Origin of the sequence: Oryzomonas sagensis, from assembly GCF_008802355.1 — a bacterium.
Lineage (GTDB): Bacteria > Desulfobacterota > Desulfuromonadia > Geobacterales > Pseudopelobacteraceae > Oryzomonas > Oryzomonas sagensis.
In genome coordinates, this window is record NZ_VZRA01000002.1 from 518,919 (window position 1) to 531,483 (window position 12,565).

General features: G+C 60.3%; 13 protein-coding genes. 9 read left to right on the top strand and 4 right to left on the bottom strand.

The window, feature by feature from the left end; translation table 11 throughout:
• Positions 1 to 10: 10 nt before the first annotated feature.
• Positions 11 to 994, bottom strand: coding sequence for an HD-GYP domain-containing protein (locus tag F6V30_RS10275; protein WP_151156877.1), 984 nt, complete (start codon positions 992 to 994; stop codon positions 11 to 13).
• A gap of 163 nt (positions 995 to 1,157) precedes the next feature.
• Here F6V30_RS10275 and hisI point away from each other — a divergent pair, with 163 nt between their 5' ends.
• The 8 genes from hisI (at position 1,158) to F6V30_RS10315 (ending at position 6,627) form a co-directional block, all read left to right on the top strand.
• A complete protein-coding gene (gene hisI, locus F6V30_RS10280; protein WP_151156878.1) occupies positions 1,158 to 1,538 on the top strand; it encodes a phosphoribosyl-AMP cyclohydrolase in 381 nt (126 codons plus the stop codon).
• A gap of 152 nt (positions 1,539 to 1,690) precedes the next feature.
• Positions 1,691 to 2,566, top strand: a complete 876-nt coding sequence (gene hisG, locus F6V30_RS10285; RefSeq protein ID WP_151156879.1) for an ATP phosphoribosyltransferase — start codon at positions 1,691 to 1,693, stop codon at positions 2,564 to 2,566.
• Between the two features lie 158 nt (positions 2,567 to 2,724).
• Entirely contained in the window at positions 2,725 to 2,922 is a 198-nt protein-coding gene (locus tag F6V30_RS10290; protein ID WP_151156880.1) for a hypothetical protein, read from the top strand.
• 53 nt (positions 2,923 to 2,975) lie between these two features.
• Positions 2,976 to 3,875, top strand: a complete 900-nt coding sequence (locus F6V30_RS10295; protein WP_151156881.1) for a pseudouridine synthase — start codon at positions 2,976 to 2,978, stop codon at positions 3,873 to 3,875.
• Between the two features lie 109 nt (positions 3,876 to 3,984).
• The gene (locus tag F6V30_RS10300; RefSeq protein WP_151156882.1) at positions 3,985 to 4,311 is read left to right on the top strand and encodes a zinc ribbon domain-containing protein; all 327 of its coding nucleotides are present in this window, start codon (positions 3,985 to 3,987) and stop codon (positions 4,309 to 4,311) included.
• Between the two features lie 288 nt (positions 4,312 to 4,599).
• Positions 4,600 to 5,031: a hypothetical protein gene (locus F6V30_RS10305; RefSeq protein WP_151156883.1), complete on the top strand. Its 432-nt coding sequence runs from the start codon at positions 4,600 to 4,602 to the stop codon at positions 5,029 to 5,031.
• A gap of 124 nt (positions 5,032 to 5,155) precedes the next feature.
• Positions 5,156 to 5,920, top strand: a complete 765-nt coding sequence (locus F6V30_RS10310) for an SDR family oxidoreductase (RefSeq protein WP_151156884.1) — start codon at positions 5,156 to 5,158, stop codon at positions 5,918 to 5,920.
• A gap of 86 nt (positions 5,921 to 6,006) precedes the next feature.
• Positions 6,007 to 6,627, top strand: a complete 621-nt coding sequence (locus tag F6V30_RS10315; RefSeq protein WP_151156885.1) for an RNA recognition motif domain-containing protein — start codon at positions 6,007 to 6,009, stop codon at positions 6,625 to 6,627.
• Positions 6,628 to 6,681: 54 nt separating this feature from the next.
• Here F6V30_RS10315 and F6V30_RS10320 read toward each other — a convergent pair whose 3' ends face one another.
• Positions 6,682 to 7,665, bottom strand: a complete 984-nt coding sequence (locus F6V30_RS10320) for a zinc-dependent alcohol dehydrogenase family protein (RefSeq protein ID WP_151156886.1) — start codon at positions 7,663 to 7,665, stop codon at positions 6,682 to 6,684.
• Positions 7,666 to 7,836: 171 nt separating this feature from the next.
• The gene (locus tag F6V30_RS10325) at positions 7,837 to 9,288 is read right to left on the bottom strand and encodes an aminotransferase-like domain-containing protein (RefSeq protein WP_151156887.1); all 1,452 of its coding nucleotides are present in this window, start codon (positions 9,286 to 9,288) and stop codon (positions 7,837 to 7,839) included.
• A gap of 172 nt (positions 9,289 to 9,460) precedes the next feature.
• On the opposite strand from F6V30_RS10325, the gene F6V30_RS10330 reads away from it, so the two are divergent.
• A complete protein-coding gene (locus tag F6V30_RS10330; RefSeq protein WP_151128186.1) occupies positions 9,461 to 9,724 on the top strand; it encodes a DUF2917 domain-containing protein in 264 nt (87 codons plus the stop codon).
• A gap of 74 nt (positions 9,725 to 9,798) precedes the next feature.
• Here F6V30_RS10330 and F6V30_RS10335 read toward each other — a convergent pair whose 3' ends face one another.
• On the bottom strand, positions 9,799 to 12,501 hold the full coding sequence (locus F6V30_RS10335) for a PocR ligand-binding domain-containing protein (RefSeq protein ID WP_246163421.1): 2,703 nt from the start codon (positions 12,499 to 12,501) through the stop codon (positions 9,799 to 9,801).
• Between the last annotated feature and the right edge of the window lie 64 nt (positions 12,502 to 12,565).

The window sequence follows — 12,565 nt, forward strand, 5'->3', positions numbered from 1 at the left end:
TATATCCTTGCTAGAGAGGGGGGGGAAGGGGATGATCGCCCTCCTCGTCCCGGTACTCTTCGAGCCCCTCGAAGAGGGTCTCCAGGATGGCCGGGTCCAGTTGATTACCCGACATGGATGCCATGATGCCGCGGGTGTCGCTGTAGGAGAATCCGGGGCGGTAGGGGCGCGAGGAACGCAGGGCGTCATACACGTCCGCCGCCGCCACGATCCGGGCTTCCAGGGGGATGGCGTCTGTCGCGAGCCCCATGGGATACCCCCTGCCGTTATAGTGTTCGTGGTGGTGCAGGATGATGTTTACCACGACCGCCGGCATGTTGGCGGCCTCGGCCACGGTCGCCCCCCAGAGGGGATGCTTGCGGATCACCTCCATCTCCCCGTCGGTCAGGCCCCGCTCGGCATTCAGAATGGCCTCCGGGACGCCGATCTTGCCGCAGTCGTGGAGCCAGCTCCCCACCTTGAGGTCGTGCTTTGCTTCCATATCGAGGCCCATCCGCCGGGCGATAATCTCCGCATAGGTCGCGACCCGCTCGCAATGCCCCTTGGTGAGCGGGTCCTTCAGTTCGATGGTTTGCCCCAGGGCATGGAGAAGGAACTCCATGTCCTCGCTGGAAGCCAGCATCATCCGGTAACGACGTATCCCGTCGCGCACGGCGGCAACCATCTCCGCATCCTGCCACGGTTTGGACAGGAAGCGGAACACCTCGCCGCTGTTGATGGCGCCCACCGCCATGGCGAGGTCCGCCTTGGAGGTCATGAGGATCTTGACGATGCTGTGGGAAAACTCCCGCATGCGGCTGAAGAGTTCAAGCCCGGTCATCCCGGGCATGTAGTAGTCCGAAACCACGATGGCGATCGGCTTTTCCCTGATGATCGCCAGGGCCTCGTCGGGAGAGTTGCAGGAGAGGACATTGGCGCCTATGCCGGTCAATAGTTCGGCCGTATAGCCCAAAATGGCTTTATCGTCATCCACGACAAGAACAACTTCCTGCATGCACTGCCCTCCGCCGGCTTGGATTTGGGTCACCAAAATAGGGCTCCGGCGGGCGGCAGTCAATAATAATTAACTTAATGATTGCCGGCTAATGTCTCTTGCCAATTGCATTCGGCGAGGTATTTTCGTATACTTCAGCACTTCAAAAATTGTGGGGGGACAGATGATTCAGATCGATTTCGACAAGATGGGCGGCCTGATCCCGGCCATTATCCAGGACCACGTCTCCGGCGAGGTGCTGATGGTGGCTTTCATGGACAAAAAGACCCTGGACCTGACCCTGGAGAGCGGCAAGACCTGGTTTTTCAGCCGCACCCGCAACAAGTACTGGATGAAGGGCGAGGAGTCGGGCAACACCCAGGAGGTGGTGGAGGTCCTGACCGACTGCGACGCCGACAGCGTGGTGATCAAGGTGAAACAGAACGGTCTGGCCGCCTGCCATACGGGCAACCGCAGCTGCTTCTATGTCAAATGGGAGAACGGTCAGTGGGTAGAACATTCGAATCCTTTGTTTAACCCCGATGAGGTCTATAAGAAGGGATGAATGCGCCTTTTCCGCAATCCCGGCGTTGACCTTCGGGATGCTGTCGTGCGGCGTAGCGCTGCTACGCCTCCTCGGCATCCCTCGGTCGCCTTGGCCTTGCGAAAAAATCGCATCCACCAGGAAAATCAAAATCGACATCATGCGAGGTTGATATGAGCAATGTTCTGAACTTCGGCATTCCCAAAGGGAGTCTTGAGAATGCCACCGTCGAGCTGTTCAAAAAGGCCGGCTGGCAGATCAGCATCTCCTCCCGCAGCTACTTCCCCGGCGTTGACGATAACGAGATGCACTGCAAGCTGATCCGCCCCCAGGAGATGGGCAAGTATGTGGAGCGGGGCACCATCGACGCCGGGATCGCCGGCCGCGACTGGGTGCGGGAGAACGAGGCGGACGTGGTCGAGGTCTGCGAGATGGTCTACTCCAAGGTGTCGCGCCGCCCGGCCCGCTGGGTGCTGGTGGTGGGCAGCGACTCCACGGTTCAGGGACCGGAAGACCTGCACGGCGCCACCATCTCCACCGAACTGGTCGGTTTCACCAAGCGTTACTTTGCCGAACGCAACATCCCGGTGAACGTGGAGTTTTCCTGGGGCGCCACCGAGGCAAAGGTGGTGGACGGCCTGTGCGACGCCATCGTGGAGGTGACCGAAACCGGCTCCACCATCAAGGCCAACGGCCTGCGCATCGTCTGCGACCTGATGGAGTCCGTGCCGGTCCTGCTCGCCAGCACGTCGGCCTGGGCCGACCCCTGGAAACGGGAGAAAATCGAGCAGATCGCCACCCTCCTGAAATCGTCCCTGGCCGCCGAAGGGATGGTGGGGCTCAAGATGAACGCCCCGGCCAGCCGGATCGAGGCCATCACCAAGGTCCTGCCCAGCTTGAAAAATCCGACCATCTCGCACCTGTACAACTCCGACTGGCTCTCCGTGGAGAGCATCATGTCCGAGAAGGAAGTGCGCCGCGTGGTGCCGGAGTTGCTGAAGCTGGGCGCGGAGGGGATTATCGAATATCCCCTCAATAAAATCATCTAGCGTAGTGGAACGCGCCCGTGCCGCAATCCCGGCGTTGACCTCCCAACTGTCGTGCGGCGTAGCGCTGCTACCTCCTCGGCACCCCTCTGTCGCAAGGCGGTCCGAAGGCTGCGCCAAAAAATCGCGTTGCGTAGGAAAAACCTAAGGAGAAACAATCAATGTCTTGTACCAGAACCGGCGACGATTGCCGCTGCACCTACACCCCGGCCTGCCCGCGACGCGGCAACTGCTGCCAGTGCGTGGCCTTTCACCGCGAACGGGGCCAGGTGAGCGCCTGCATGTTCACCCCGGAAGGCGAGAGAACCTATGACCGCTCCCTGACCAACCTGATGCGGGACCGCAAGATCTCCCTGTAAAAGGGGGCTGCCCAGTTTTCCCCCTCCTAAACCAGGAGGGGAGGACACATACTATGCTCACCTTTGCTATCACCCATATCGACCATTGCCGCAGGCTGGAAAGCTTCCTGCGCACCCTCATGCCCAGCGCCTCCCCCGGCTATTGCCGCAAGCTGATCAAAAACGGCGCGGCCAAGCTCAACGCCATCGCCGCAACGCCCGATACCCTGCTGGCCGTGAACGACCGGGTGACCCTCAAGGAGAGCGCCGCCACCGCCTCCCTCATCAGTTCGACCCGTCCGGCGCTGGACCTGCTCTACGAGGACGATCTGGTGGCCATGGTCAACAAACCGGCCGGCCTCCCCATGCACCGCACCGCGGAGCAGGAGGCCAACCTGGTGGACGAGGGGACGGCCTATATGGCCTGGCGCGGCACCCCGTGCAAGCTGTACCCGGTGAACCGCCTGGACCGGGGGACCTCGGGGGCCGTGATCCTGGCCAAGAGTTCCTCGGCAGCCGGCATGTACGGCCGCCACGTCAAGGAAACCGGCCTGGACAAGCTCTACCTGGCCCTGGTGGTGGGAATTCCCGACGAGAGCGGCGTCATTGCCGAGCCCTTGGACGACAAGGAATCCGAGACCCGCTACACGGTCCTGCTGCACGGGGAGGGGAACGCCCTGTTGGCCCTGACCCCCATCAGCGGACGCATGCACCAGATCAGGCGACACCTGGAGATGATCGGCCACCCGGTGCTGGGGGACAAGCGCTACGGCATGGGTGAATTATCGGATTACGACGGGTTTGCCCTCCATTCGTTCCGCACAGTCGTGGTCAGGCCGGAGGCGGGGCCGCTGACGGTCTGCGCGCCGCTGCCCGATGGTTTTTGGGGGCTGGCGCAGCGGTATCTCGGACAGGGGCCTGAGGCGGTTATTGCGCGGCTGGGGGCGTGTTTGGCTGGCGGGGCAGGTGCGTAGGGGCCGCCGCTGGACTCTTTGTTGGCCTATGAGCTGAACTAAGGCGGTCGGGGCGAATAGACGAGACTGCTTTCGCTACGACTTAAACCGCCCCACCCGAAAGAAACCAATGAAAAAGTGCCCCTTCTGTGCCGAAGAGATTCAGGATGCGGCGATCAAGTGCAAACACTGCGGCGAGTTCCTCGACCCGTCCGCCCGGCTGCTCTCCAGAGATGCCGGGACCAAGTGGTATTTCCGCACAGGCTTTATCGTCGTCGCGCTCTTGAGCGTGGGGCCGTTCGCCTTGCCGCTCATCTGGTTCCGCCCCAATCTGTCGCGCCCCTGGAAGATCGGGCTCACCATTGTCACCTTGGTGTTCAGTTGGTACCTGTGCCGGGCAACCATGGAATCCATGAAGAACCTGGCCGAGTATTACCGGCTGCTCAAGGGGCTGTAGACCGGACGGGCCGATCGGGGCGCAGGTTGCAGTTCATGGTGTATTGTGTTGGTTCCGGTGCCGTCGAATTTTCAATTTTTTTATGGTTAATGCTTCCCTCTGTGTCTCCGTGTCTCTGTGGCAGATGTTTGATTTCTAGTTTTTAATGTCGCGTAAATCATTCAATTTGTGTATAAAATGTGCAGATCAAGGAATTCTACACCGGCTTATGGGTATTTTCCGGTTGATCGATGGGGCATATTGGATTATAAATATTAAATTTTAACCTATTCCAAAGGAGGAATAACGATGAAAAGGAACATTGCCGTCTGTGCCGTAATTTTTGCCAACCTGATGTTTGCCGCCGGTGTCATGGCTGCCGATCCGCTGCAGAAGACCGACGACGTGCTGAACAAGTCCGCCGCAACCCTGGACAAGGCCGCCAAGAAAAAGGCCGATGCCAAAGCCAAGGCAACCGATGTGAAAGCCAAGGCCGGCCAGAAGGAAGCCGATGTGAAAGCAAAGGCCGCCCAGAAAGAGGCCGACGTGAAAGCCAAGGCTGCCAAGAAAGAGGCCGACGTCAAGGATAAGGCAAAGGCCAAAACCGATGCCGTGAAGGCCAAGAAGCAAAAGGTCGAAGGCAAGGTTGACGCCGCCAAGAAAAAGAAAGACGCCGTGACCAAGGATGCCAAGGATCTCAAGGAAGGCGCCATGAAAGATATGCAGGACATGAAAAAATAAGCGTTCAGTATCGGCACTGATCGCTGTAGGGAAAAGCCGCACATCTTTTGTGCGGCTTTTTCTGTTTTATCCCTGCCCGTTATGTAGTACAAAACAGACAGCATACACCGAAGGAGGGGCAATCATGAGTGGACAGACCATCTTCATTACCGGGGCATCGGCAGGTTTCGGCGCCGCCTGCGCCCGCATTTTCGCCCAACCGGGCAATCGCCTGATCCTGACGGCCCGGCGCATCGATCCGTTGCTGGCCTTGCAGAAGGAACTGGCCGGCATGGCCGATATCCACATCATCCCCTTGGACGTGCGCGACCGGGAGGCGGTGAAGGGGGCGGTCGATTCTCTGCCGCCGGCCTTCCGCGAGATCGATGTCCTGATCAACAACGCGGGCCTGGCCCTGGGGCTGGAACCGGCCCACCAGGTCAATCTGGACGATTGGGATACCATGGTGGACACCAACATCAAGGGATTGATGTACTGCACCCGCCTGATCCTGCCCGGCATGGTGGCCCGCAACCGGGGGCACATCGTCAATATCAGCTCTACCGCCAGTTCGTGGCCCTATCCGGGGGGCAATGTGTACGGCGGCACCAAGGCGTTCGTGACCCAGTTCTCCCGCAACCTGCGCTGCGACCTGCTGGGGACCAAGGTGCGGGTGACCTGCATCCAGCCCGGCATGGCCGAGACCGAGTTTTCCAAGGTCCGCTTCAAGGGGGACGATGCCAAGGCGGCCCAGGTGTACGAAGGGGTCGAGGCCCTGACGGCCGTGGATATCGCCGAGACGGTGCTGTGGGCGGTCAACCGCCCCCCCCATGTGAACGTCAACACCCTGGAGGTAATGTCCATCGACCAGACCTGGGCGCCGTTCGCGGTCCACCGGGAAAAACAGTAGAGGCGTATTGTCTGCGCCCCGGATTGGGCGAACACCGGTTTGCTCCTTGATTCGCATATTCAACCGCAGGATGAAGAGGATAGAGCATGGCTAAGGAATTATACGTTGGACACCTGCCGGAAGAGGTGACGGAAGAGGACCTGTACAAGCTGTTCTCGGTGATGGGGGTTGTGACCTCCGTGCACCTGATCATCGATCCCGAGACCAAGGAGTTCAAACGCTGCGGCTATGTGCGCATGGCGGCGAGTGTGGACCCCAAGGAGGTGGCCGAGACCCTGGACGGCGCGTATCTGATCGACCGGGTCATCACGGTGAGCATCGCCCGCGAGCAGAAACCGGACAAGCCGGGCACAGCGGGCAAGCCGGGCACAGCCGGAAGACGGGGACCCGGTGCCGGTGTCAAGTTCGGCGCTAAACCGAAGCCGGCAGCGGGCGCGAAGCCGGGTGTCGGAACACGGTTTGCCGCCGGGCCTAAGCCTGCTACGGAGGCCAGATCCGGGGCGCGGTCAGAGGCGGGAGCGAGGGGGGGCGCCGGAACAAGGTCCGACGCCGGCACACGGTCCGGTTCTGGGGCACGGTCCGGTACGGGAACGAGGTCTGAGGCCGGCGCACGGTCCAGCGCAGGGGCAAGGCCGGGCAGCGGCGACCGCGGCGGCAGACCGTCCCGTCCGGGCGGCGACAGGAAAGGGCCGCGCAAGGGGCGTTGAGCAAGACCGGTTCCATTTTGCCACCGTGGCTCTGCGGCAAAAATCTGATCCTATCTACGGCACCAGCACCCCGGCCCCTCTGATCCTCCCCCCTCGCAGGGCCGCCAACGCTTCGTTGGCCTGTTCCAGGGGGAACAGGTGCACCTCGGTCCGTACCGGCACCCGGGGGGCCAGCTTCAGGAATTCTTCCCCGTCGCGGCGGGTCAGGTTGGCCACGGAGACGATGCTCCGCTCCCCCCACAGGATGTCGTAGGAAAAGGCCGGTATGTCGCTCATGTGGATGCCGCCGCAGACCACGATCCCCCCCTTGCCCACCGCCCGGAGCGCCGCCGGCACCAACTCGCCCGCCGGGGCGAAGATAATGGCCGCGTCCAGGGGCAGCGGCGGTGCATCAAAGGAACCGCCCGCCCAGCAGGCCCCCATTGCCCTTGCAAATGCCTGTCCCGCCGTGTCCCCCGGCCGGGTGAAGCCGTAGACCTCCCGTCCCTGCCAGGTTGCCACCTGGGTCACGATGTGGGCCGCGGCCCCGAAGCCGTAGATGCCGAGCCGTTTTCCCTGCCCGGCCATGCGCAGGGAGCGGTAGCCGATCAGGCCGGCGCAGAGGAGCGGCGCGGCCTGGGTGTCGGGATACCCCTCCGGCAGCGGGAAGCAGAAGCGGCTGTCGGCGGTGCAGTAGTCGGCAAAACCGCCGTTTTTCTGGTAGCCGGTGAACAGCGCCCGGTCGCAGAGATTTTCCCGCCCCGATGTGCAGTAGTCGCATTCCCCGCAGGTGCCGCCCAGCCAGGGGACCCCGACCCGGTCGCCGGGCCGGAATCCGGCCACGCCCTCCCCAAGGGCCTCCACGACCCCCACGATTTGGTGCCCCGGTATCAACGGTAGCTTCGGCTCGGTCAGTTCCCCATCCACCACGTGCAGGTCGGTACGGCAGATGCCGCACGCCGCAACCTTCAAGAGCAGTTCTCCGGCCGACGGCTGGGGAATCGGCACCTCCCGCAGTTCCAGCGCACCTCCCTGACGTTCCATGACCATTGCTCGCATAGTTTTATCCTCAAAACGGCGATTATTCACCACAAAGACACAAAGAGCACAAAGGATTCAAAGTTGTTAGCGGCGAAAAGGTGCTCTGAAATTGTCATATAACTAATTGAAATCATTATTTGTGTAGCTTTGTGTCCTTTGTGCCTTTGTGGTGAATCGCTTTTTCCAGGTTTATTCCCTCAGCAGTTGGTGGGCCAATTCGCCCAGTTTTTTCACGCCCTGTTCGATCCCGTCGTCCCAGGTGGCGGTGGAGAGGCGGATGAAGTTGCGGTACTTGTTCTCCGTAAGGGTGAAGAGCGAGCCGGGGGCGATGCCGATCCCCTGTTCCAGTGCCCGGTGGTACAGGGTGATGGAGTCGATTTGCTCCGGCATCTCCACCCAGAGGATAAAACTCCCCGCCGGGTGGGTCATGCGGGTCCCCTCGGGGAAGAAGCGGACCACGGCGTCCCGCATGAGGGACATATTGCGGCTGTAGAGGCGGCGCACCGTCCGCAGGTGATGGTCGTAGCCGCCGGTGGCCAGGAATTCGGCGACGGCGAGCTGGGTGGGGGAGGAACAGGCGAGGTTCATCATCATCTTGAGCCGTTCCATGCGCTCCTGATAGCGCCCGGCAATGGCCCATCCCACCCGGTAGCCGGGGGAGAGGGTCTTGGAGAAGGAGGAACAGTAGATGACGAGCCCCTTGCGGTCGAAGGACTTGGCGGCCACCGGGCGCTCGTTGCCGAACACCAGGTCGCCGTAGATGTCGTCCTCGATCAGGGGGATCTCGTGGCTGGCCAGGAGTTCCACCAGTTCGCGCTTGCGTTCGACCGGCATGAGGCTCCCCAACGGGTTGCCGAAGTTGGGGATCACCAGGCAGGCGCTCACCCGGTTGTGTTCGATGGCGTAGCGCAGCGCCTCGATGCTGATCCCCTCCCGCGGGGTGGCGGGGATCTCCAGGGCCTTCAGCCCCAACTCGGCGATCATCTGGAGGAAGTTGAAATAGAAGGGGGATTCCACCGCAATGGTGTCGCCGCTGCGGCAGGTCGCCCGCAGGGCCAGAATGACCGCTTCGACGCAGCCTGCGGTGACCAGCACCCCGTCCGGGGTGACGCTGATTCCGGTCTCCAGGGAACGCCGGGCGATCTGCACCCTGAGCCGCTCCCAACCGGGGGGCATGAGGTAGGATACGCTCAGGTCGCCGAACCGGCGCGTCTCGCTGGCCAGCATCCGGTTCAGCTTGTCCACCGGCAGGTGGCGCGGGTTGGGGATCGCACCCCCCAAGGGCAGGAGGTCCCGGTTCATCATGTTGCGGATCACCTGATGGCAGAGCTCGCTGATGGTGACCGTGGCCGGCCTGATCCGTGCCGAGGGGGAGTGGGGGAGGGAGGCGATCTCCGGGGCGCGGGCACGCACGTAATAGCCGGACTGGGGGCGGGCCTCGATCAGTCGCTGGTCTTCCAGCAGGGCATAGGCCTGCATGGCCGTATTGATGCTGACGTCGAAGCGCCGGCTGAGTTGCCGGATCGACGGCACCCGGTCGCCGGCCCGGAAGGTGCCCTGCCCGATCAGGCCCGCCATCTCTACGGCGACCCGCTCGTAGAGCGGCGCCATGCTGTCCGAAATCGTGGTCGCGTTTATCATGGTGCCAGGATACCTTACTGTATTGGTAAGAGAATAGGTACAGTTGAGCCGGTTTTGTTTGGATACAGATACTGTATCATGCAACTGTTATGGTTACAAATTAGAATTGCTGTGTCTGTTTTTTTGGCGTGGGTAGGGGTAAGGTCGTAGCATCAGAAGAGGAGGTGGGGTCATGGAGTGTTGTCTGGCAGAGGGAGAATTGCTGCGTCTCAACGGTGGGCCGGCGGGATTGCGGGTACGCTGTTCGTCGGGAACGGTGTGGCTGACCCGGGGCGATGCCGCGGATTACCTCATCGCTGTGGGGGATTGTTTCGACGTGGCTGCGGGGCAGGCCGCGCTGGTGGAGGCCCTGAAGCCGGCCGAGATCCGTCTGGGCGAGTTGCCCGTGGCTGGCGGTGTGCCCCATAAGGCCCCCATCGGCTTGGCGGCGTGCTGACCCCGGTCGCATTACGGGGAACACCCTGCCGTAACGTGGATGGGGCACAGGCGATTTGGGGTGTCTGAGTAACATCATGGGTACGAACGATCCAATATCTCCCGTATCTTCCGGAGCAGTTCCATCGGCTGGACCGGTTTCATGATCAACTCGATATCTTCCCCGGTTACCCCGCGATTCAGAATGAAGTCAGCGGTATAGCCGCTGGAATACAGCACCTTGACATCGGGCTTGAGCAGAACTATCTCTTCATACGCTTCCTTGCCGTTTTTCTTCGGCATGATCATGTCCATCAGGATCATGGCCACCCTGTCCCGGTGCTCGGTAAATTTATCGACCACATCCTGCCCATCCACCGCCTGGATCACGTCATAACCGAACCTTGTCAGCAGAGACACCACGAGATTGCGTACATCCACATCATCCTCGGCCACCAGGATGGTTTCGGTGCCCCCCCTGGGCGGGGCGACCGGCGCAATCGTTCCCTCCTGCCCGGACTGCTCAATCCCATGGATCGGCAGGTATATCCTGAAGGTCGTGCCGTGACCCGGTTCGCTGTAGACATCGATAAATCCGTTATGCTGCTTGATTATCCCATACACGATCGCCATGCCGAGGCCGGTGCCTTTCCCGATCTCCTTGGTGGTATAGAACGGCTCGAAGATCCTTTTACAGGTTTCCTTGTCCATGCCGATGCCGGTGTCGGACACGGTCATCACCGCATAACTGCCCGGCTCGGCACGACCGGATTCATGGTCGGTTGAAGCCTCGACCGTCTGGAATCCGGTTTCTATGGTCAACAGGCCGCCTTTTCGCATGGCATCGCGGGCATTGGTCGCCAGGTTGATCAGGACTTGCTCTATCTGCCCCCAGTCGGCGTAAATTTTGAGCCTGTTTTCACTGATTATGGTCTTGAGCTGTATGTCCTCTCCAATGATTCGTGTGAGGAATTTTTTGACATTTTCTATGATGTCGTTGAGATTGACCGGTGCGAGGGTCATGACCTGCTTGCGGCTGAAAGCCAGGAGGCCTTTCGTCAACTGCGCCGCCTTCTCCGAAGCGGAAAGAATATGATCTATCTCGCCTTGCTGCCGGTCATCCAGCTTGCCGTCCATCTTCAGCATGTTCCCGTAGCCGCTGATCACCTGCAGGATGTTGTTGAAGTCGTGGGCGATCCCGCCTGCAAGCTGCCCCACCGCCTCCATTTTCTGCGATTGCCGGAGTTGCTCTTCCAGGTGGATACGCTCGTTGAGCATTCTGGATACCTTGATCGAACTGAAGCTCAGGGATGAAACCATGCTGGTAAGTTTGGCGTAGAACTTCATGCCCGCATCGGCTGCTTCCCGGCTGAAACGCGGCACCCGCTCGAGCGCCGCAAGGTATTCCGCCTCATCGAAGCCGTAATGCCGGGCCTGCTCCCGGAACAGTTCCACATCGGGTACTTCATCCTCATAGAAGAATTGGCCGATGAATACGTTTCCCATGTGCTTCCCCCCGACCACAAGAGGGGTTACCATGTCCCACAAGTTGTTCTTGCAGCGATAATGCTTGAATGCCCCCACCGGTACGCCACTGGTGAGATTGGTGTCGCTTTCGATGCAATTCTTGAGCGTGTCGGGATGGCACCGGTGAAACTTGGTACAGATATCCTGCCAGCCGACAGCAACCAGGACCTTTCCCGAAACATCGAGCACGGCACCCAGCATGCCGGTAATCCGGTAAAAATCTTCCAGCATGGATTGCAACATTTCACAATCGATAATTTCGGAGAGTTCCAGGGCGCCGATATCGCCTTCCGGCTCCAGGATGGCGCGGAGTTTATTTTTAATCGTGTCCTCACTCCTCTGGAGGGCCTCCTCCGTCTTCCTGCGCTCCTCAACCTCCTCCTCGAGCATGGCCGCCTGTTCCTGCAGGGATTCCTGGACCATCTGGCGTTCCGCCAATTCCTCTTCGAGCTGGAGTGTCTGCTTGTGCAGATTTTCTTCCAGTGACTTGTGCTCGGTGATATCCCGCAATACGGCGAGCAGCTTCTCCGGATTCCCGCCCTCGCCTTTAACCGGTGTCACGATGACCTCCCACCATTTCGGTGTGCCGTCCTGGGTTGGGCAATACCCCTCAAAACTCCTTTGATGGCCCTGCCGGGCGTCGGCGACGGCAGCCCGTGCCGCGTCGCGGTCTTCTCCGTGCCAAAAGTTTTCGTAGGGCATGTTCAAAAACTCATCGAGATTTTTGATGCCGAGTCGGCGCTGCCCTTCGGGATTCATGTACTGCAGGCGTCCCTCCGGGTCCAGGAGTTTGATGCAATCGGTGCTGCTGTCGATGATGCTTTGATTCAGGGCGTTGCTTTCCTGTAATGCCTGCACCGTCCTGGTCAGTTGGGCGTTCAGTTCCCGGTTCTCGGCCAGGGATTTTGCAAGGCTGGGCATGGTGAGGATTTTAGGGATCTGGGGGATGAAGTAGATGGCGGAAGCGATGGATATCACGGCGGTAAATGCTTTGACATATCCTTCTTGCCAATAGGCGGGGTCATAGACCGTATAGGCAGCGAAAAAGTGGGTCGTGCCACAAGCCAGAATGAATGCCGCAAAGCTTATCAGCATTCCGTAGTAGGTGATGCCACGCCGCTTGCAGGCGTAATAAAGCATTGCGAACGCGATGACATAGTAGGCGATTCCGGTTGCCATGTCGGAAACGACATGGAGCCGGACCAATCCCGGTTCCCATGAGAAGCAGAAACCGTGGGCCATATAATCATTGGTTACCTGGTGGTGGGCCACGCGGCACCTCTCTGTATGAGAACAGCGTTTCTGGGTGATCTATGCCATTATATTGTTGTTTACT